Raw genomic sequence first — 20,132 nt, 5'->3', positions numbered from 1 at the left:
GATCCGCCGCTTGCAGGTTCATTGAAAGAAAGCGGCTTTTTGATCGGTTCAGCCGCTTGATCCGGTCTCCACCGGTGCCCACAGCACGTCGGCGATGTCGTCCGCACCCGCCGCCAGCATCACCAGCCGGTCCAGCCCAAGTGCGATGCCCGTGCAGTCCGGCAGGCCGTATTCCAGGGCCGCCAGGAAGTCCTCGTCCAGCGGGTAGCGCTCGCCGTAAAGCGCCTCCTTCAGGTCCATGTCGTGCTCGAAGCGCTTCCGCTGCTCCGCCAGGTCGGTGAGTTCGGCGAAGGCGTTGGCCAGTTCAAGGCCGTTGACGTACAGCTCGAAGCGTTCCGCGACGCGCCGGTCGTCCGGGTTGCGGCGCGACAGGGCGGCCATGCAGGCGGGATAGCTGTGCAGGATCGCGGGCCGCCCCTCGGTGCCCAGGTGGGGCTCGATGTGCTCCAGCAGCAGGCGGAAAAAGACGTCGTCCCAGCGGTCCCCCTCCCGCGCGTCATGGCCGAGCCGGGCAGCCTGCGCCTTGATGGCCGAGGGGTCGGGGTCCAGGGCCTCGGGATCGGCGATCGTGTCCAGCACGCTGAAACCGCACCAGCGGATGAAGGCATCCTCCACCGACAGGCGCTCGGCGGGCCGCGGCGAGACGCCGGTTTCCCACAGGATGCGGTCGCAATCGTCCATCAGGGCCGAAAGCCCCTCCCCGGCCCGGTACCATTCCACCATGGTGAATTCCGGGCTGTGAGTGGGCGAACGGTTCTCGTTCCGCCACACCTTCGCCATCTGGTAGATGCGCGGCAGCCCGCCCGCCAGAAGCTTCTTCATGGCGAACTCGGGGCTGGTGTGCAGGTAGAGCCGTGCGTCGGGACCGCCCAGCGCGTCATGCAGCGTGGTCTCGAAAGCCTTCAAGTGCGGCTCCAGCCCCGGGCTCACCTGCAGCGCCGGCGTCTCCACCTCGAGAAAGCCGTGGCTGTCGAAATAGCGCCGCAGGGTGGCGACGACCCGGGCACGGGTGCGCAAGTGCGGCAGACGATCCGCCAGGGCGTCGGGATGCCACCAGCGGCGGCCGGAGGGGGAGCGGGTCATGGGCGGCGTCTCTCAAGGGCTTTCGAAGGCGCCGAGCGGCGCCTTGGGCCGTGGTTGCCAAGGGTCGGGCAACCTGATAGAACCCGGCAACCCCACAAATCAACCATTCTCATCCGTTGGGTGACTTCCCATGAAGATCCAGGCCAATACGATTCGCCCCGGGAACGTTCTCGAGCACCAGGGCAAGCAGTGGGCCGTTACCAAGATCCAGCTCATCCAGCCGGGCAAGGGTAACGCCTTCATCGCCGTCGAAATGCGCGACGTCGAGACCGGTACCAAGACCAACGAGCGCTGGCGCACCGCCGACAGCGTGGAAAAGCTGGACGTCCGCCAGATCGACTGCACCTACCTGTTCAAGGACGACGCGGGTTTCCATTTCATGGACAAGGAAACCTTCGACCAGTTCAACCTGCCCGAGGACGCGGTGGGTGAAAAGGGCGCCTTCCTGCAGGACGGCATGGACGTCACCGTCGACACCATCGAAGGCAAGCCGGTGTCCGTGAACCTGCCGCAGACCGTGGTGCTGGAGGTCGTGGAGGCCGACGCCGTGGTGAAGGGCCAGACCCAGTCCAGCTCGTACAAGCCGGGCATCCTGGAGAACGGCCTCAAGGTCATGATCCCGCCGTTCATCGAAGCCGGCACCAGGATCGTGGTCAACACCGAGGACACCTCCTACGTCGAACGCTACAAGGGCTGAGGCGTAGACACGGCATGGCTCTTCGCAGCGCAAATCTCAACGTCATGGTCAACGCCGCCAAAAAGGCCGGCCGCGCCATGGCTCGCGACTTCGGCGAGGTCGAACAGTTGCAGGTGTCCGTCAAGGGCCCCAGCGACTTCGTGACCGCCGCCGACGTCAAGGCCGAAAAACTGCTCAAGGCCGAACTCACCAAGGCGCGCCCCGGCTGGGGCTTCCTGGGCGAGGAAACCGGCGAGCAGAAGCCCGACGAGTTCAGCGACCACCGCTGGATCGTCGATCCCATCGACGGCACCACGAACTTCGTCCACGGCATTCCCCACTTCGCGATTTCCATCGGGCTGGAGCGCGCCGGCGAGGTCATCGCCGGCGTCATCTACAATCCGGTGACCGACGACCTGTTCTGGGGCGAAAAGGGTGCCGGCGCCTTCCACAACGACCGCCGCCTGCGTGTCGCCGGCCGGCAGCGGCTGGACCAGGCGGTCATCGGCACCGGCATCCCGCACCTTGGGCGCGGCGAGCATGGCGCCTATCTGCGGGAACTGGCGCACGTCATGACCTCGACAGCCGGCGTTCGGCGCTTCGGCGCGGCCTCGCTGGACTTGGCCTATGTCGCCGCCGGACGCTACGACGGCTTCTGGGAGCACGGCCTGAAGCCGTGGGACGTGGCGGCGGGCATCCTTCTCATCAAGGAGGCCGGCGGCTTTGTCGAGGATCTGAACGGCAAGGCCAACCCGCTGTTCAGCGGCAACCTGGTGGCCGCCAACGAGAAGCTGATTACGCCGCTGCGCGACATGCTGCGCAAGGCAAACGCTTGATCGTTCTCGGGAAATCGGCGCTCGGCCGTTGCCCCTGAACGGTGCGGTGATATATACACATACTGGAACACCCTGAAGGTGTAGCGCCTTCGGGGTGTGCCTGTGTCACAGCGCGGAGGCTCCCGCCCGTCCATGACCCGAACGCGTCGCCGTTGCCTGCTGGCCGCCGGAGTGGCCGCGCTGGTGCTGCCCTTGGCACCCGTGCCCGCCGTATCGGCCGACAGTCCATATGTGGATCGCCCGGTGATCGGCGGCGGCGCGGTCTTTCCCGACCCCACCGCGCCGCGTTCTCGCCTGCTGGTCGAGCCGCCGCGGCCGGAGCCGAAAAGCCTGACCCCGCGCCGCGCGCCGGCTCCGGCTCCGGCCCCGGCTGCTCCTGCACCGGCGCCGCAGCCTGCTCCGCAACCGGATATCGAGCCCGAGCCGGTTGCGCCCAAGACGCCGCCGGCGCCGAAACCCGAACCCAAGGCGCAGCGCGCCGCGCCGCCGCCGCAGGAAAAGCCGGCGACACCGGCCGCCGCCGCGCCCGCCCCGGCCCCCGCCAAGCCAACCGCGCCTGCCGTGGCCGAGGCGCCGCCGGCGCGGCCCGAAGCCAAGCCCGACGCGCCCGGCGCCGCACCGGCACCGGAGCCCGGACCAACCAAGCCCGATGCACCCGAGGCGGCCGAACAAACCGCAGCGGCTGTGCCTGCTCCCCCGCCGCTGCCAGACCTGCCGCCTGTCCAATCGGCCCGATCCGCCGACGAGGCGCCGCAGCCGACGGCCAAGCCGGCGCAGGATGAGGCAGCGGTGCAGCAGGCTTCCGCGCCGCCAGAGCCGGAGTCCGCTCCGGCACGCGAACAGCAGGCCGCCCTGCCCGCCGACGTCGAGAGCGATGGCGACCGGCTGACCGTCGCTTTCGCGCCCAATGTGGCCGAACCGCCCGACGATGCCGCGGACTCGCTGGAGGCCCTGGCGGCCCGGCTGGACCGCGACCAGTCGCTGCGCCTGCGCCTGAACGCCTACGCCCCCGGCACGGAGGCGGAGGAAAGCCGCAGCCGCCGGCTGTCGTTGTCGCGCGCGCTGGCGGTGCGGTCGCGGCTGGTGGACGCCGGCATCAGCTCCACCCGCATCGAGGTGCGGGCGCTGGGCAGCACCGCCACCGACGGGTCGCTGGACCGCGTCGACGTCATCGTGCTGGAGCGCTGATGGTGCCCCGGCCCACCCCATCCCGCCGCCTCAAAGCGGGCGCCGCTCGACCGGCCCGCCGAAGGAAGGTTGATTCATGATCCGACCCAGACGCTTCCTGGTCCGCATCGCCGTATTCCTCATTGCCGTGCTGATCGTCGCGGGGCTGCTGTTCCAACCGCTGCTCGACGCCTTCATGGCCAATCCGGCGCTCAATGGCCTGATCCTGGGCGTGCTGCTGATCGGCATCGGCCTGAACATCCGGCAGGTCGCCATGCTCGGCCCCGAGGCCCGGTGGATCGACGACTTCCGCCAGCACCCCGACCGCGCCTCCGTCAGCACCGACACCGCACCGCGCCTGCTGGCGCCCATGGCGACCATGCTGGGGCAGAGCAAGCAGCGCGGCGGCCGCTTCACGCTGTCGGCCCCGGCCATGCGTTCGCTGCTGGACGGCATCGCATCGCGCCTGGACGAAAGCCGCGAGATCAGCCGCTATTTCATCGGCCTGTCCATCTTCCTCGGCCTGCTGGGCACCTTCTGGGGCCTGATGCAGACCATCGGCAGTGTCGGTGACGTCATCGGCCAGCTCTCGCTCGGCGCCGGCGCGGACATGCAGACGGTGTTCGACAACCTCAAGCAGGGCCTGGAACAGCCGCTCGAGGGCATGGGCACCTCGTTCAGTTCCTCGCTGTTCGGCCTGGGCGGATCGCTGATCCTGGGCTTCGTCGACCTGCAGGCCAACCAGGCCCAGAACGCCTTCTACAACGAACTGGAGGACTGGCTGTCCGGCGTCACTCGCGTCTCCGCCGGCGGCGTCGGCGGCAGCGTCGAGGCTGAGGCCTCGGTGCCGGCCTACATCCAGGCCCTTCTGGAACAGACCGCCGACAGCCTTCAGGAGCTTCAGCACACGGTCTCGCGCACGGAAGAGGCACGAGTCGGCGCCAACACCCAGTTGCGCGACCTGACCGACCGGCTGACCACGCTCACCGACCAGATGCGCGCCGAGCAGACGCTGATGCTGCGCATGGCCGAAAGCCAGCAGGAACTCAAACCCCTGCTCCAGAAGATCGCGGAGGCGACGGCCTCGGGCGGCTTCGGGCTGGACGATGCCAGCCGCGGGCACCTGCGCAACGTCGACGTCGCCGTCCAGCGCCTTAGCGAGGAACTGGCGCGCGGGCGCGAGTACACGGTCAAGGAAGTCCGCAGCGAGATCAAGCTGCTGGCCCGCACCATCGCGGCCCTGGCCGAGGAGCCCGCCCCGTCATCCGGCGGATCGTCCGAGCACGAACGCCTGTCCGGCCCCGGAGGCGGAACCCCGCCCTACGGCCGCTGAATGCGTGAGCCGCGGCGGCCCGGCATGACGGCCGCCGCTTCCCGTTTCCTGGTCCCGAGGACGCCGCATGGCCCTTTCCTCCCGCCGCAGAACGCGCCGCACGACCGATCACTGGCCGGGCTTCGTCGATGCCCTGGCTCAGCTGCTCATCATCATCATCTTCGTGTTGATGGTGTTTTCGCTGGCACAGTTCTTCCTCGGCCAGATGCTGTCGGGCCGCGAGGCGGCCCTTGAACGCCTGACGCGGCGGGTGTCTGAACTGACCGACCTGCTGGCCATCGAGCGGGCCGCCAACGAGGACATGCGCCTGAACGTCGAGCAGTTGACGGCGCAGTTGACCGACGCCAACGCGCAGATCGAGAACCTTCAGGCCACCCTGCGCCAGACCGCCGAGGAAACCGCCCGCCTGGACCGCCAGTTGACCGCTGCGCAGGCCGATGTCGCCGCCGCCGAGGACGAGGCCGCGGCCCTGCGCGAGCGCCTGGGAATGACGGAAGAGGAGCGCCGGCAGGCCTTGGAGCAGGCCGCTACCGCCCGCCAGCGGGCCGAGCTTTCCGAACAGGAGAAAGCCGAGGCGGAGCAGCGCATCCAGGACCAGTTGCGCCAGATCGCGCTGCTGCAACAGGACATCAAGGCGCTGCAGGCGCTCAAGGAAGATCTGACCCGCCAGGCGCAGGAGATGGCCGCCAGGCTTGAGGAGACCGAGCAGAAGCTGGTGGGCGAGGAAGAACTGTCGCTGGAGGCGCGCGCCCACGCCGCCCTGCTGGAACAGCAGATCGAGCGGCTGCAGCAGGAGCTGGCCCGCATCAACGATCTTCTTGAGGCCGCCGAGGCGCGCAACGAGGAACAGCGGGTGCAGATCGCCGACCTGGGACGGCGCCTCAACCAGGCCCTGGCGTCCAAGGTGCAGGAACTGCAGCGCTACCGGTCCGAGTTCTTCGGCCGCCTGCGGGAAATCCTGGGCGACCGCGAGGGTATCCGCATTGAGGGCGACCGCTTCGTCTTCCAGTCGGAAATCCTGTTCGGCAGCGGCTCCGCCACCCTGGGCCTGGCCGGCGAGGACGAGTTGAACAAACTGGCCGACGCCATCACGCAGATCGCCGACGAAATCCCCGAGGACATCGACTGGATCCTGCGCGTGGACGGCCACACCGACCGCCGGCCCATCCGCACCGCCCGGTTCGAGAACAACTGGGACCTTTCCACTGCGCGGGCGACCACCGTGGTGGAATACCTGATCGACCAGGGCGTGCCGCCGCAGCGTCTGGCGGCGGCGGGTTTCGGCGAGCACCAGCCGATCACCGACGGCGAAACGCCCGAGGCCATGGCGCGCAATCGACGCATTGAATTGAAGCTCGATCAGCGCTAGGTTTCGCGCACGAATTCCCCGCGCGTTTTCATTGACGCGCGCCCTTGAAAAGGCGCGCCGTCTCGGCTATACAACGCGCTCTTTTCAGGACGAGGCGGACGATGAAGAAGGACATTCACCCCGAGTACCACGAGATCACGGTCACCATGACCGATGGCACCGAGTTCAAGACCCGGTCGACCATGAAGGGCGACAGCATTCGCCTGGATATCGACCCGAAGTCGCACCCGGCCTGGACCGGCGTGCACCGCCTGATGGACACCGGCGGCCAGCTCGCCAAGTTCAACAAGCGCTTCGCCAACTTCGGTCTGAAGCGCGGCGAATAAGGTCCTGCCGGGCGCCGCCGGGCGCCCCTGAGACCCGGTCCTCGTGGACCGTTCGGAAAAGACCCGCCTTCCGTTACGGAGGCGGGTCTTTTCGTGTTCGGAACGCGCTGAAGCGCCCGGTTTCACGCGCTTCAGTGGCGATTTGTTAAGAATGTGACCCTCATCATTGCGGATGGGGATGCGCTCGGCGCATCTATGGGGTAGACCTAAGCCATGTGGTTGGTCGCCGGCACCGTGCGGCGACCGTGTCGAGGATGGGCCAGGGCAAGATGCCGGCGATCGTCAACTACGAGCTTTACGTGCTGGAAGGGACGGAATGGTCCCTTCACGCCCGTTTCCCCGGCGACGAGCGCAACAAGGCCATCGCCGAAGCCCAGAGTGTCGAAAGCCAGACCAACAAGCCGACCAAGGTCACGCGCGAGACCTGGTATCCAGAGAGCAACACCAGCGACGAGGCGCTGGCCTACATCAGCCCGCGCGCCAAGCAGGCCATGGCCGAGGCCAAGGCCGCCCGCGCCAGCCGGCAACAACAGGGCACCCCCTTCGCCGCCGCCTACGGCCGTCCCGATTTCGCCTTCGCCGGCGCCCCCGCCGCCGATGCGCCGCCGCCGCGCACCGCCGCCAAGGACTTCGTGCTGCGGCTGTCCATGGTCATGGTTTCGGCGCTGATCATCGCCATCCTGGGCACCGGCATGGCGTCGCTGTTCATGGGCCAGCTGGCCGGCATGGGCGTGGCGTTGGGCGGGAACCTGACGGGCATCCTGTTCCTGGTCTTCATCTCGTTGTTCCTGCTGAGCGCGGTGCCGCTGGTCCTGGCCTACGTGCCGCTGGAAGGCCTGGGCGGCGATCGCGCCAAGGGGCCGGCCGACGACGCGGACGCCGCCCGTCGTGCGGCTGACGCGGCAGAGAAGGAACGCAACGACAAGCGCAAATCCGCCGCCGACGAGAAGGCCGCTGCCGCCAAGGAAGCCGCCGACAAGGCCGCCCGGAAGACCGCGGACGACGAGGCTGCCGGCCACCCGGATCGCGAAGCCGAGGCCCGCCAGCGCGCCGAGGCGGAGGCCGCCGCGAAAGCCGCCGCCGCCGCGCAGGAGGCGCTCAAGAAGGCCACCACCGAAGGCGGCAAGGACAGCAAGGCCAAGACGGAAGAGGACGCCGCGGAGAAGGCCGAGGAGCCGCCTGCCCCGCCGCGTCGCGCCGAGCCCGAACCCGACGCGGAGACGCTCAAGTTCGAGCAGGACCGCGCCCGGATGATGAAATTCCTGGGTGCGGCGGTGCGTGTGCTGCGCAGTTCGCACCCCCAGTTGGACGCCTTCAACAAGTTTGGCGTCAACCTCTTCCTGTCGGGCGCCGCGCAGGCCCTGACCGAGCGTGCCAAGCAGCCGCGCCGCACCGAGCTTCTGCGGGAGACCATCGAGGTCATCGGCACCAAGCCCAAGCTGGCGGAAAGCTTCGTCTCGAAGCTGGACGAGTACATGGCCGAGCCGCGCTACGTCGCCATGGCCGAGGCCGGCCGCAAGGCCATGGAACAGTGGCTCGCCAAGAAGCCCGGCGCGCTGGACGCCCTGCCGCGCATCATGAGCGACTGGAATACCCCGGCCACCAAGGCGCCGCCGCCCAGCATGATCACGATCGTGTTCACCGACATGGTGGGCTCCACCGACCTGACGGACGAGGTCGGCGACGCCGCCGCCCAGGAGTCGGTGCGCGCCCACAACGCCGTTGTGCGCAGCGCCCTGGCGCAGTTGGACGGTCGCGAGGTGAAGCACACCGGCGACGGCATCATGGCCACCTTCTCGGTAGCGGCCAACGCCGTGGCGGCCTCCATCGAAATCCAGCGCGCCATGCAGGAGCACAACGAGGCCAACCCCGACCGCATCATCCGCCTGCGGGTCGGGCTAAACGCCGGCGAGCCCATCGCCGAGGACAACGACTATTTCGGCGCCACGGTGCAGTTGGCCTCGCGCCTGTGCAATGCGGCGGAGACCGATCAGATCGTCTGTTCCTCGGTGGTGCGCGACCTGTGTGCCGGCAAGCCGTTCTCCTTCGAGCCGCTGGGCGCCCTGGCCCTCAAGGGCGTGCGAGAGCCTGTCGAGGCCTATGCCATTCCGTGGCACGACGCCGCCCCGGCCGCACGATCCGCCCCCGAAACCCCGACCCCGGAAGCCGCCGAGGCCGCCGACGAGGCCACCGAAGCCGCCCGCGCCATGGCCGAGTCCCGGCCCGAGGCGGTGCGGGTGAAGGAGGATCGGGTTGCGCCGGGCCCACGCCCCGTTCGTTCTTAACCAGTGATCCGAACGCCCCGCTCCGTCGTCTCCTCTGCACGGGCCTGCGAAGGAGGAGACGCACCCCATGTCATCCAAGGCAAAACGCACCGATCCCAAGCTGTGGGACCGGGTGAAGAAGGACATCACCGGCAGCGACAAGGGCGGGGAGCCGGGCCAGTGGTCGGCCCGCAAGGCCCAGATGGCGGTACAGGAGTACAAGCGCCGCGGCGGCGGCTATGAGGGCCGCAAGCCGAAAACCCACCTCGACAAGTGGACGGAAGAGGACTGGGGCACCCGCAGCGGCGCGCGCTCCCGCGATACCGGCGAACGCTACCTGCCGAAAAAGGCGCGCGAGCGCATGACGGAGGAACAGTACCGACGCACCACCGAGAAAAAGCGCCGGGACATGCACCGCGGCCGGCAGTATTCCAGGCAGCCGCCCGACGCCGAGCGCATCGGCGCCCACGCCCGCGGCCAGGGCGAGCCCACCAAGGCGGAGCTTTATCGCGAGGCGCAGCGCCGCGACATTCCCAACCGCTCGCGCATGAACAAGGGCGAATTGGCCCGCGCCTTGAGCGAATAGCCCCTTGAAGTCCTAAGGTATCGGGCCGATCCTTATAGGCCGAACCTTAGAATGCTTCAGGGAGGAGCACCCCGCCGTGACCGACCGGATCGACGTCGGACGCCTTCGCGTCGCCAAGCCGCTTTACGACTTCATCACCACCGAGGCCCTGCCGGGCACCGGCATCGAGCCGGACGCCTTCTGGCAGGGGCTGGACGCCCTGGCGCACGACCTGGCGCCGCGCAACCGCGCCCTGCTGGCCGAGCGCGACCGCATCCAGAAGGAAATCGACGCCTGGCACCAGGGCCGGCGCGCCAAGCCCGTAGACCAGGCGGAATACACCCAATTCCTCAAGGACCTGGGCTACCTCCTGCCCGAGGGCGGGGATTTCGAGGTCGGCACCGCCAACGTCGACAGCGAGATCGCTCTCATCGCCGGACCGCAGCTTGTGGTGCCGGTGAACAATGCCCGGTATGCCCTGAACGCCGCCAACGCGCGCTGGGGCAGCCTGTACGACGCCCTGTACGGCACGGACGTGATACCCCAGACAGATGGCGCCGAGATCGGCACGGGCGGCTACAACCCCACGCGCGGCGCCCGCGTCATCGCCTTCGTCCGTGATCTGCTGGACGACGTGGCACCGCTCGATGGCGGCTCCCACAAGGACGCCGCCGGCTACACGGTGGAGAACGGCGCGCTGGTGGTGGCGCAGACGGGCGGTGCTCCGATCCGTCTGATGACCCCGGGGCAATTCGCCGGCTACACCGGCGAGGCGTCCGCGCCCCGCACGGTGCTCTTGAAGCACAACGGCCTGCACCTGGAAATCGTCATCGACGCCGACCATCCCATCGGCAAGGACGACGCCGCGCACGTGGCCGACGTGATCGCCGAGTCGGCGGTGACCACCATCATGGACTGCGAGGACTCGGTCGCCGCCGTGGACGCCGAGGACAAGGTGCACGTCTACCGCAACTGGCTCGGCCTCATGAAGGGCGACCTTACGGCGACGCTGGAAAAGGGCGGCAAGACGCTCAAGCGCAGCATGCAGCCCGACCGCACCTACACCGCGCCCGACGGCCACGCCACCGTCACGCTGCCCGGCCGATCGCTGATGCTGGTGCGCAACGTCGGCCACCTTATGACCAACGACGCCGTGCTGCTGGACGACGGCAGCGAAATCCCCGAAGGCTTCCTGGACGCCATGTGCACCAGCGCCATCGCCGTGCACGACCTGAAGGGCTACGGCAAGTATGCCAACAGCCGCATGGGCTCCATCTACATCGTCAAGCCCAAGATGCACGGGCCCGAGGAAGTGGCCTTCGCCGTCGAACTGTTCAGCCGTGTCGAGGACACTCTCGGCCTGCCGCGCAACACCATCAAGATGGGCATCATGGACGAGGAACGGCGCACCTCGGCCAACCTCAAGGAATGCATTCGCGCCGCCAAGGACCGGGTGGTGTTTATCAACACCGGCTTCCTGGACCGTACGGGCGACGAAATCCACACCTCCATGGAAGCCGGGCCCATGATCCGCAAGGGCGCCATGAAGGAAACGCCCTGGATCAAGGCCTACGAGGACCGCAATGTCGACATCGGCCTGGCCTGCGGGCTGCGCGGCAAGGCGCAGATCGGCAAGGGCATGTGGCCCATGCCCGACCGGATGGCCGACATGCTGAAGACCAAGGTGGGCCACCCGCAGGCGGGCGCCAACACGGCCTGGGTCCCCTCGCCCACCGCCGCCACGCTGCACGCCCTGCACTACCACGCCGTCGACGTGGCAGCCCGCCAGGACGAGTTGAAGGACCGCCCGGCGGCGTCTCTCGACGACCTGCTGACCATCCCGCTGGCCGACCGGCCCAACTGGGCGCCGGACGAGATCAAGGCCGAACTGGACAACAACGCGCAGGGCATCCTCGGCTATGTGGTGCGCTGGGTGGACCAGGGTGTGGGCTGCTCCAAGGTGCCCGACATCAACGACGTGGGCCTGATGGAGGACCGCGCGACGCTGCGCATCTCCAGCCAGCACATCGCCAACTGGCTGCGCCACGGCGTGGTGTCCGAGGATCAGGTGATGGAAACCATGAAGCGCATGGCCGCCGTGGTCGACCGCCAGAACCAGGGCGACCCGGCCTATCGCCCCATGGCGCCGGACTTCGAGGGCAGCGTCGCCTTCAAGGCCGCCTGCGACCTGGTGTTCAAGGGCTGCGAGAGCCCCAGCGGCTATACCGAGCCGGTCCTGCACGCCCGTCGGCGCGAGGCGAAGAAGGTCTACGGCAAGTAGGCCGGGAAACGCGAAAGGCCCGGGCGGAACCGCCCGGGCCTTTTCACATGACGTATCGGCAGCTTGCGCCGATCAGCCGGTACGCTGGATGAGGTGATAGCCGAACGACGTCTCCACCACGTCCGAGGTCTGGCCCGGCTCCAGCGCGAAGGCGGCCTGCTCGAACTCCGGCACCATGGCGCCCTTGGGGAACTGGCCCAGGTCGCCGCCCTCGCGGCCCGACGGGCAGTCGGAGTGCTTCTTGGCCAGTTCGGCGAAGTCGGCGCCGTTCTCCACCTGCTGCTTCAGGTCGGCGATCTGCACCTGCGCTTCTTCCTTGGAGCGGTCGGCGGTGGAGCGCATGGAGCCCTTGTACATGAGCAGGATGTGGCTGGCGCGAACCTGGTTGGGGGACATGGGGCACTCCCTCGTCGTCGTGTCTTTCAGTCGAAGGGTCGTTGTGGCCCATGCCCGACCATGGCGCAAGACAATTCGGGCGTCAGGACCGTGCCGACAGGACCTCGATCTCTTCCAGCCCGACGAAGGCCTTGCCGTGGGCGTTCTTGAACACCTTGAAGACCTTTTCCGTCACCGCGTCGGAGTCCACGAAATCGGCGTGCGCGATCGCCAACCTCTCGCGGTAGAGCGCGCGCAGGGCGTCGTCGTCCAGGCCGTCCATGTCGGCGCGCTTCAGGTAGTCGGAAAAGCGCTTGAGGATATGCAGGCGGTTGACGCGCACCACCTGCGGGTCGAAGGGCACGTCCAGGGCCTCGAAGAACTCCTCGGCGGCGGACAGGCTGTTCATTTCGGTCAGGAAGGGGCTGGTGGTGGTCATGGGGGAACTCCCGTGAGTGGGGGAAGAAGTGGAGGCGCCGTGCGGGGCATGGCCGATGCAGGCGCCGTCGCAGGGCGCGCCGCACAGGTGGCAGGCGTCGTCCTCGGCGGCGGCGGGCGGAGACACCGCCGCAAGCCGGGCCTCAAGCTCGGTGATGCGGTCGACCAGGCAGGCGAGCGCCCGGCCGACGGGGTCCGGCATCAGGTGGTGGTCCAGGTCGACGTCGCCCGCCACGCGGCGGCGGCGGTCCTCGGGCAGGACGACGCGGCCGGGGATGCCGACCACCGTCATGCCCGGTGGCACGTCGCCGATGACCACGGAATTGGCGCCGATGCGCGCGTTCTCGCCGATGGTGTAGGCGCCCAGAACCTTGGCCCCCGCTCCCACAAGCACGCCGTCCTTCAGCGTCGGGTGGCGCTTGCCCTTTGCCAGCGTGGTGCCGCCCAGCGTCACCCCCTGGTAGAGCGTCACGTCATCACCGATCTCCGACGTCTCGCCGATGACCACACCGGCGCCGTGGTCGACGAAGAACCGCCGACCGATGGTGGCGCCGGGATGGATGTCCACGTTGGTCACCAACCGCCCGACGAAGGCCAGGAAGCGGGCGGAGAAACGGAACTTCCGCCGCCACAGCCCATGCGCCAGCCGGTGTAGCAGGATGGCGTGCAGGCCCGGGTAGGTGACCAGCACCTCCAGCCGCCCGCGCGCCGCCGGGTCGCGGTCGAGCACGCTGTCCACGTCCTCCCGCAGCAGCGAGAGCAGGCTGGGCTTGCGGTTGAGGCTGGTCATGGAGGTGGCGTCCAGCGGCATCAGTTGGTCAGCCCGGACCCGGCCGGCGCCTCGGGCAGCACCAGCGCCGCCTCCGCCACCGCCAGGGTCTCGACGAAGAACCGACGCAGGTCGTCGGCCGAGGGCGCGCGCTTGGTCTCGGCGGCGTGCAGGCGGACGCGGGCGAGCATGGCGCGGCCCTGCGGCGCTTCCACGTCCAACCCGATCTCGCGGCAGGCGTTCAGCACGCCCGACAGGCCGGAATGCTTGCCCAGCACAAGCCGGTGCGCCCGCCCCAGCTCGCGCGGGTCCAGCGTCTGGTAGTTGGCCGGGTCGCGCAGGATGCCGGAAACGTGAATGCCGCTTTCATGGGTGAAGATGCCCTCCCCCACGATGGATTTGTTAACCGGCACCGGCCGGCCCGAGGCCAGCGCCACCATCTCCGACACCAGCGGCAGCGCGCGTGGAGAGACACCGGTCGCGCGGCCGTGCAGGTGGTGGAGCGCCATGACGACTTCCTCCAGCGGCGCGTTGCCGGCGCGCTCACCCAGGCCGTTGACGGTGGTCGACACATGGGTCGCCCCGCCCTGCACCGCCGCCAGGGAATTGGCGGTGGCAAGACCCAGGTCGTCGTGGGCGTGGATTTCCAGTTCCATGTCCGTCACCGCGCGCAGCCGCTCGAAGGCGCGGCGGGTGGCAAAGGGGTCCATGACGCCCAGCGTGTCGGCGAAGCGGAACCGCCGCGCGCCGGCGGCCTCGGCGGTTTCCACCAGGCGCGCCAGGAAGTCGGCGTCGGCGCGGCTGGAGTCCTCGCCGCCCACCGACACCATCAGCCCCATGTCGACGGCCCGCCGCACGGTCGCCGCGATGCTTGCCAGAACCCAGGGGCGGTCGCGGCCGAGCTTACCGCGGATTTGCTGGTCGGACACGCTGACCGACAGGTTGACCATGGGCACTCCGCAGGAGGCCGCCGCCGCCAGGTCACCAGGCAGCATCCGGCACCAGGCGATCGGCGTGGCCATCAACCCCAGGCCGACGATGGCGCGGATGTCCTCGCACTCCTCCGCGCCCATGGCGGGGATGCCGACTTCCAACTCCGGCACCCCGGCGTCCGACAGCGCGCGGGCGATGGCGATGCGCTCGGCCGTGGTGAAGGCGACGCCGGCGGTCTGTTCGCCGTCGCGCAGGGTGGTGTCGTTCATGACGATGGTGGTCGTCCTGCTCATAAAGCCGCCCTCCGGTCCGAGTGCTTGGGCTTGCGGGGATCAGGCGTAGGCCGGGTCGAAGGCCTCCGCCTTGGGCGTGTCCTTGTCCCAGAAGGGGGACAGGGCGCGCAGCTTCTCGATGATTGCCGGCACGGCGTCGATCACCGCGTCGATTTCCTCCGTCGTCGTCTCGCGCGACAGGGAGAAGCGCGTGGCGCCGTGCGCCGCCGTGAAGGGCACGTTCATGGCCCGCATCACGTGGCTGGGTTCCAGCGAGCCCGAGGTGCAGGCCGACCCGGAAGACGCCGCGATGCCGAGCCGGTTGAGGAACAGCAGGATGGCCTCGCCCTCGATATACTCGAACGCGATGTTGCAGGTGTTGGGCAGGCGGTCGGACGGATCGCCGGTGACGAAGCAGTGCGAGACCTTCGCCAGGATGCCCTGCTCCAGCTTGTCGCGGAGCGCCTTCACGGCGGTGTTCTCGTGCTCCATGTACTCCATGGCCAGCTCGCACGCCTTGCCCAAGCCGACGATGCCGGTGACGTTCTCCGTGCCGGCGCGGCGGTCGCGCTCCTGGTGGCCGCCGCGGATGATGGGGCGGAAGCGGGTGCCGCGACGCACGTACAGCGCGCCGATGCCCTTGGGGCCGTGCAGCTTGTGGCCGGACAGCGAGAGGAAATCGACTTCCGTCGCCGCCAGGTTCAGCGGCATCTTGCCGACGATCTGCACCGCGTCGGTGTGGAACAGGGCGCCAACCTTCTTCGCCATGGCCGCGAGCTTGGGGATGGGGAAGATGGTGCCGCTTTCGTTGTTGGCCCACATGAACGACACGATGGCCGTCTTTTCCGACAGCGCCTTGTCGTAGGCGTTGACGTCCAGCCGGCCCAGGCTGTCCACCGGGATCACGTGCAGGGTGTAGCCCTCGTGCTTCGCCAGGTATTCACACAGCGCGAGGACCGCGGGGTGCTCCACGGCCGAGGTAATGATCTCGTCCCGGGCCTTCTGGGTCTTGAGCGCGGAGAGGATGGCGGCGTTGTCGCTTTCCGTCCCGCCGGAGGTGAAGACGATCTCGCTGTCGTGCTCCGCCCCCAGCAGGGTCTTCACCTGATCGCGCGCCCAGCGCACCGTCTTGCCCACGTCGGCGCCGAAGCTGTGGATGGAGGACGGATTGCCGAACTGCTCGGTGAAGAAGGGCAGCATGGCCTCCACCACGCGCGGGTCGACGCGGGTGGTGGCGTTGTTGTCGAGGTAGATGCCCTGAGGCTTGACGTCGGTCATCGTGCTCACTCCAGGGTTGTTGTTCAGGCGCTGGCCATGGCGGTGTGGGGGATCACCCGCAGCGGGCGGCCGACCTTTTCCATTAGCGCGGCCTGCACGCCCTGGATGGTCACCGCGCTCATCTGGCAGCCCACACAGGTGCCCGACAGCTGCACCACCACCGTGTCGCCGTCCACGTCCACCAGCGAGATATCGCCGCCGTCGCGCTGAAGCTGGGGGCGGATCTCCTCGATGGCCTGCTGGATCAGCGTGATCTTCTGCAGGTTCGTCAGGCCCGACGGCTTGGCCTTGGTGGCCTGCTCCGCCAGCGGGCTGATCTGCACGGGGCCGGAGACGGTGGCCGGCTTGGGCGCGGGCTTGGGCGCATCGCCCAGCGTGAAGGCTTCCGCGGCGGACAGCGTGCCCTCCTCCACCATCTGCGCATTGAAGGTGGCCAGCGCTTCCTCGATCTTCTCGTGGCAGGTCTTGCAGCTGCCGCCGGCCTTGGTGTAGGCGGTCACCTGCTCCAGCGTGGTCAGCTTGTTGCCCTTGACCGCGCGTTCCACCATGCCCTCGTCGATGCCGAAGCACTTGCAGAGCAGCGCGCCTTCCTCGTGGTCGTCCTCGGCCAGTTCCTCGCCCTTGTAGTTGGCGATGGCGGCGATCAGCGCTTCGTGGCCCATGACGGAGCAGTGCATCTTTTCCGGCGGCAGACCGCCCAGGAAGTCGGCGATGTCCTGGTTGGTCACCGCCCGGGCCTCGTCCACCGTCTTGCCGATGATGAGTTCCGTCAGCGCCGACGACGACGCAATGGCCGAGCCACAGCCGAAGGTCTGGAACCTGGCGTCGGTGATCAGGCCGGTGGTCTCGTCCACCTTGATCATCAGGCGCAGCGCGTCGCCGCAGGAGATGGAGCCCACCTCGCCCACGCCGTTGGCGTCTTCCAGCACGCCGGCGTTCCTGGGATCGAAGAAGTACTCCTTGACCTTGTCGGTGTAGTTCCACATGGCTGGGGACCTTCCTTGGGAAATGCGTCTTGGTGAAGCCGGCGGGGCGCGTGCGGCCTTGGCGTCAGCCGGAGAAGGACTTGCCGCACGAGCACTTGTCGCCGGCGTTGGGGTTGTCGAACACGAAGCCCGAGCCCGAAATGTCGTCCACGAAGTCCAGCCGCGCGCCGGACAACAGCGGGATGCTCTCGGCGTCGACGAAAACCTTCACGTCCTCGAAGTCGATGACGGTGTCGCCGGCCTCGGCATCGGCCACCAGGCCCATGCGGTACTGGTAGCCCGAGCAGCCGCCGGCCGAGACCATGATGCGCAGGCCCGCGGGCGGCGCCTCGGTCGCGCCCTTGCCGATCACGCGGCGGATGGCGTCGACGGCGGTGTCAGTCAGGTTGAGCATTGGGGGGATCCTCCTGGACAACGACAGCCTTGTGCTGACACCTCCATAAGCAAGGCGGATGCCAAACACTAACACACTGAATTTCCAGGAAATCACAGGGCCGGACTGTGTGGCGGTCGCGACAATCCTTCGTCCGTGTCGGAAGTACGACACAGCCCGCCACTCATCCTCACCCTCAGGCCGGACCAAGACTTGACCAAGTAGACAGCCCGTTCGCGCCCCGCCGAGCTTTTTCGGCAAATCGAAAACCGGCAATACCCGACTCCCGTTCGCACCGCACATCCAAAACAAACGAAGGATGAAGCCGATGACACAGCGGAAGAACGGGTTGCTGACGCTGGCGGTGCTTCTTGGTGGTGCCGCGACGGCCGGCGCGGCCACGACGAAGGAGGATGCGGAACGCCCGGCCATGACCGAGCTGCCCCGGCTGCTGCAGGAGCACGGACAGGCCCACCAACTGCCCTTCGTGGAGCAGACGGCGCGGTATGCCTATGAACCGCCCGATGACATGGTTCTCAATCCGCCCGCCGAGCCGGCGGAAACCACCTACGACCTGTGGGGCGAGACGCTCACCCAGGCCGACGTCGCGCGCGATCCCTCCAGGGCGGACCCGGCCAACGGGGCGGTCCCCATCACGCAGGACCTGCTGGACCTGGGGCAGGCGAAGTTCTACCGCGCGCCGTTCGGATCAGAGCGTTTCTTTTCCGACATCGTGGGCGTAGGTGCCGGCCCGATCACGGCGGATGGCATCCTGAAGGCCGCCCTGGCGCTGGACGGCGGACATACGGACAATCTGCGGGTCCCGCTGGCATACGACGTCTCCGTGGGCGGGCGAACCTTTCGGAAGGGCGAGTTGATCGACACCGGCTTCGACGTGCCCCAGGGCGCCATCTGGCCGATCGGGCTGGCGATCTCGGTGGACGAGACGGGCCGCGAGAGGGTCGGCATCACCTGCGCGCTATGCCACTCCGCGGTCGATCCCGAGAGCGGCAAGGTCATCCACGGCGCGGCGAATGTCGACGTGAACTCGTCCAGGCTCATCGCCTTCGCCCCCAACAGCACCGCCTTCATGACGCACACCGACATCGATCTGGCCGAGGTGCCCAAGGGCGACGACACGGTCACGCTGGCGGACGGAACCACGCACACGCTGCCCGACGCAGAGGCGCTGGAGGAGCGGGTGGACGCCCTGTTCCTGGACGCCTTTCCCGGCAGCACGGACACCAGCATCGACCTGACGGCCAATCCGACGCAGATCCCGGATTCCTTCACCAAGGGCGAGCATCCCTACAGCTGGAACGGCATCTTCATGGCGGGTCCGTTCGGTGGCCTGAGCGGGCTGACGAACAACGTCCACGCCTTCGGCGCCGACCCCACCGGGCAGGCCGACGATGCCCGGCGCTTCTTTGGTCTGCCGTCCGAGGTCTACCAGGCGATCCTGCTGCGCAACGCGGCCAATCCGGCCTTCCGCTGGGACCCCGACGGCGACCGCACGCCGGACGAGGTGTTCCGCCAGGCGGACCCGACGCCCGGCCGTCCCGGCCTGGCGGAGGTCATCCGCATGCCGACCTGGCCGCAGCCGAGCCTGCTGTCGCTGGACGGCTCCATGATCGCGCAGGAAGGTTCCACCGCATGGCGCGAGGTCAACGCCATCTCGGCATGGCAGAACGCGCTGACGCCGCCGCCGGCCGCTGCGGTGCCGGAGGAGCGCGCCGCCCACGGCCGCGCGGTATTCGAGGCCGCCGGCTGTGCCGACTGTCACTCCGGCCCCTTCCTCACCAACAACCGGATCATTCCGCTGGCGGAAATCGGGACCAACCCGTCGCGCGCCACCATCCAACTCATCCAGGAGCGGACACCGCCGCGCATGTGGGCGTTCGACGAACCCGTTCCGGTGCGCGAGGACGCCAAGGTGCTCGACGTGCCGACGGACATGCTGGACCAGGATCAGGTTGCGCTCGCCTTCGGCACGGGGACGGTGCGCGGCGGCTATGCGGTGCCGGGGCTGCTGGGCGTCGGCTGGAGTCCGCCCTACCTGCACGACGGCAGCATCGCTGTCGGTCCTGATGGCGAGACGGACCTCGGTCCGGCGGGCACCGTCTACCGCCACGTCCGCCCGGACGCGCGGGAAAGCCTGCGGGCGCTGGTCGATCGCGGCCTGCGCGACAAGGTCATCGCGGCGAACAAGGCGGATGACGTGCTCCGCCGCGCCCATTCGGACGGCACCGGACACGAATACTGGGCCGACGCCGACGCGGGCTTCTCCGACGACGAGCAGGAAGCCTTGCTGGACTACCTCATGAGCCTGTCCAAGCCGGTCCAGGAAGCCCGCGCCGACTGACCGGCCCGACCATTCCCGCTCCGATGAAGACGGCCCCTTCCGCGTCAGACGGAAGGGGCCGTTGCATTCCAGGAAATCTGCGAAACCCTCAGACGGCGAAGGACGTCCCGCAGCCGCAGGTGGCGGTGGCGTTGGGGTTCTTGACCGTGAAGGCCGCGCCCATCAGGTCCTCCACGTAATCGACCTGCGACCCGCTGAGGATCTCCAGGCTCGCCTCGTCGATCACCAACTTGACGCCGTGGAACTCGGCCACGCGGTCATCCTCGTTGACCGTCGCGTCCAGGTCGAACCCGTACTGAAAGCCCGAGCAGCCGCCGCCCGAAACCATGACGCGCAGCATCAGGTCGGGATTGTTCTCGCCCTTGATCAGCGTCTGCACCCGCTTGGCGGCGGACTCGGTCATGGAGATGCCGTCGGCCGGGGTCAGGGTCTCGGTGTCGCTCATG

Annotated in this window: 18 protein-coding genes; 10 read left to right on the top strand and 8 right to left on the bottom strand. The window is 68.4% G+C overall.

All coding sequences use genetic code 11. From position 1 onward, the window contains the following. Positions 1–48: 48 nt before the first annotated feature. Entirely contained in the window at positions 49–1,083 is a 1,035-nt protein-coding gene (gene epmA / locus C882_RS07180) for an EF-P lysine aminoacylase EpmA (protein ID WP_009539913.1), read from the bottom strand. A gap of 130 nt (positions 1,084–1,213) precedes the next feature. Between epmA and efp the strand changes: the two genes are divergently transcribed. From efp to C882_RS07135, 9 genes are all read left to right on the top strand, one after another. After that, on the top strand, positions 1,214–1,780 hold the full coding sequence (efp, locus tag C882_RS07175) for an elongation factor P (protein ID WP_009539912.1): 567 nt from the start codon (positions 1,214–1,216) through the stop codon (positions 1,778–1,780). Positions 1,781–1,794: 14 nt separating this feature from the next. Then, on the top strand, positions 1,795–2,595 hold the full coding sequence (locus C882_RS07170) for an inositol monophosphatase family protein (protein WP_009539911.1): 801 nt from the start codon (positions 1,795–1,797) through the stop codon (positions 2,593–2,595). 132 nt (positions 2,596–2,727) lie between these two features. Then, a complete protein-coding gene (locus C882_RS23025) occupies positions 2,728–3,783 on the top strand; it encodes an OmpA family protein (RefSeq protein ID WP_052000030.1) in 1,056 nt (351 codons plus the stop codon). 76 nt (positions 3,784–3,859) lie between these two features. Beyond that, positions 3,860–5,095 (top strand): hypothetical protein, encoded by a 1,236-nt coding sequence (locus C882_RS07160; RefSeq protein ID WP_009539909.1) that lies wholly within the window; start codon positions 3,860–3,862, stop codon positions 5,093–5,095. Positions 5,096–5,162: 67 nt separating this feature from the next. Then, positions 5,163–6,464, top strand: a complete 1,302-nt coding sequence (locus tag C882_RS07155) for a peptidoglycan -binding protein (RefSeq protein ID WP_009539908.1) — start codon at positions 5,163–5,165, stop codon at positions 6,462–6,464. Positions 6,465–6,565: 101 nt separating this feature from the next. Next, positions 6,566–6,790, top strand: coding sequence for a 50S ribosomal protein L31 (rpmE, locus tag C882_RS07150; RefSeq protein ID WP_009539907.1), 225 nt, complete (start codon positions 6,566–6,568; stop codon positions 6,788–6,790). A gap of 269 nt (positions 6,791–7,059) precedes the next feature. Next, a complete protein-coding gene (locus C882_RS25660) occupies positions 7,060–9,075 on the top strand; it encodes an adenylate/guanylate cyclase domain-containing protein (protein WP_152415235.1) in 2,016 nt (671 codons plus the stop codon). A gap of 67 nt (positions 9,076–9,142) precedes the next feature. After that, complete coding sequence (locus tag C882_RS07140; RefSeq protein WP_009539905.1) at positions 9,143–9,640, top strand: DUF5872 domain-containing protein; 498 nt, start codon at positions 9,143–9,145, stop codon at positions 9,638–9,640. 76 nt (positions 9,641–9,716) lie between these two features. Continuing rightward, positions 9,717–11,900: a malate synthase G gene (locus C882_RS07135; RefSeq protein ID WP_009539904.1), complete on the top strand. Its 2,184-nt coding sequence runs from the start codon at positions 9,717–9,719 to the stop codon at positions 11,898–11,900. 72 nt (positions 11,901–11,972) lie between these two features. Here C882_RS07135 and C882_RS07130 read toward each other — a convergent pair whose 3' ends face one another. The 6 genes from C882_RS07130 to C882_RS07105 all read right to left on the bottom strand — a co-directional run bounded on the left by C882_RS07130 (position 11,973) and on the right by C882_RS07105 (position 17,345). Continuing rightward, the gene (locus tag C882_RS07130; RefSeq protein WP_009539903.1) at positions 11,973–12,296 is read right to left on the bottom strand and encodes a peptidylprolyl isomerase; all 324 of its coding nucleotides are present in this window, start codon (positions 12,294–12,296) and stop codon (positions 11,973–11,975) included. A gap of 82 nt (positions 12,297–12,378) precedes the next feature. Beyond that, positions 12,379–13,524, bottom strand: coding sequence for a serine O-acetyltransferase (gene cysE, locus C882_RS25730; RefSeq protein WP_009539902.1), 1,146 nt, complete (start codon positions 13,522–13,524; stop codon positions 12,379–12,381). Beyond that, complete coding sequence (gene nifV / locus C882_RS07120) at positions 13,524–14,708, bottom strand: homocitrate synthase (protein ID WP_009539901.1); 1,185 nt, start codon at positions 14,706–14,708, stop codon at positions 13,524–13,526. Before nifV ends, cysE begins: the two co-directional genes overlap by 1 nt. A gap of 39 nt (positions 14,709–14,747) precedes the next feature. Then, positions 14,748–15,965, bottom strand: a complete 1,218-nt coding sequence (gene nifS, locus C882_RS07115; protein WP_009539900.1) for a cysteine desulfurase NifS — start codon at positions 15,963–15,965, stop codon at positions 14,748–14,750. Positions 15,966–15,988: 23 nt separating this feature from the next. Continuing rightward, a complete protein-coding gene (nifU, locus tag C882_RS07110) occupies positions 15,989–16,951 on the bottom strand; it encodes a Fe-S cluster assembly protein NifU (protein WP_009539899.1) in 963 nt (320 codons plus the stop codon). Positions 16,952–17,015: 64 nt separating this feature from the next. Continuing rightward, entirely contained in the window at positions 17,016–17,345 is a 330-nt protein-coding gene (locus tag C882_RS07105; protein ID WP_009539898.1) for a HesB/IscA family protein, read from the bottom strand. Between the two features lie 307 nt (positions 17,346–17,652). On the opposite strand from C882_RS07105, the gene C882_RS07100 reads away from it, so the two are divergent. Further along, positions 17,653–19,686: a hypothetical protein gene (locus tag C882_RS07100; protein WP_009539897.1), complete on the top strand. Its 2,034-nt coding sequence runs from the start codon at positions 17,653–17,655 to the stop codon at positions 19,684–19,686. Positions 19,687–19,774: 88 nt separating this feature from the next. Here the strand turns inward: C882_RS07100 and erpA are convergent, their stop codons facing one another. Then, the gene (gene erpA, locus C882_RS07095) at positions 19,775–20,131 is read right to left on the bottom strand and encodes an iron-sulfur cluster insertion protein ErpA (RefSeq protein WP_009539896.1); all 357 of its coding nucleotides are present in this window, start codon (positions 20,129–20,131) and stop codon (positions 19,775–19,777) included. Between the last annotated feature and the right edge of the window lies 1 nt (position 20,132).

It is taken from the genome of Caenispirillum salinarum AK4 (genome assembly GCF_000315795.1).
Classification (GTDB): Bacteria; Pseudomonadota; Alphaproteobacteria; order Rhodospirillales; family Rhodospirillaceae; genus Caenispirillum; species Caenispirillum salinarum.
Note: the sequence above shows the minus strand (reverse complement) of the source record. Positions and strands in the feature narration are given on the sequence as shown.